The 695-nt window shown below is 68.6% G+C and carries 1 protein-coding gene; it reads right to left on the bottom strand.

Annotated features, from left to right (window positions below):
• Window positions 1-33 precede the first annotated feature (33 nt).
• Complete coding sequence (locus tag PSD17_RS23615) at window positions 34-585, bottom strand: plasmid pRiA4b ORF-3 family protein (protein ID WP_339124557.1); 552 nt, start codon at window positions 583-585, stop codon at window positions 34-36.
• Window positions 586-695 lie beyond the last annotated feature (110 nt).

The following is a 695-nucleotide window of genomic DNA, read 5'->3' as shown; positions in this document are numbered from 1 at the left end:
CCCCCCCCGGCCGCCCTCACCAGGGTCGGCCGGCTACGAAGTCGATGCCAGTGGTCGCCAGGCCAGCCACTCCAGGGCCCGGTCGGCCTCGTCGGGGTCGAAGCGGTTCGGGTCGAACGGCCCGCCCGCCCACTCCAGACGCTCAGCGTGGTCAGGATGGGCAGGATCGGCGAGTGCGGCCTGGAAGTCCTCGTACCCCCAGATCCCGCCGACGTCCTCAGGCGGGCACGCCCCCTGCCCTGCGACACAGCGCGGGTAGCGCACCCCCGGCTCGGCGGTCTCGACCGCCTCGACGGCGATCTCATGGGTCCAGTTGTCGCCGAAGTCGTAGATGTAGCCGAACCGATCACCAGCCTTGACCAGCCGAGACAGCTTGGCCTTGGTCTCGTCGGCAACGCCCTGGGAGGGCCTGTCGGGGTCTGGGATCCCGTAGCGGCGCCCGGCGATCTCGAACTCGTGCAGATGCGAGTTCGTCCAGCCCATCACCGACTGCACCACCCCGTGCAACACCGCCAAGTCGATCTCGCCCGGCACCTGCACCCGACGCCGGACCGACGGCGCCACCTCGACCAACACGATCTCCAACTCGAAGATCTTCGTCTTCGCAGACACACGAGGCGCGACCACCAGCCGATGCTCTCAGCCGTCGCCGACACTGACAGGACCGGGCCCACCACTTCTGAAACGACGTCTAA

It is taken from the genome of Pseudonocardia sp. D17 (assembly GCF_036984265.1).
GTDB lineage: Bacteria > Actinomycetota > Actinomycetes > Mycobacteriales > Pseudonocardiaceae > Pseudonocardia > Pseudonocardia benzenivorans.
The sequence above is the reverse complement of the archived record's forward strand: the minus strand, read 5'-3'. Positions and strand labels throughout refer to the sequence as shown.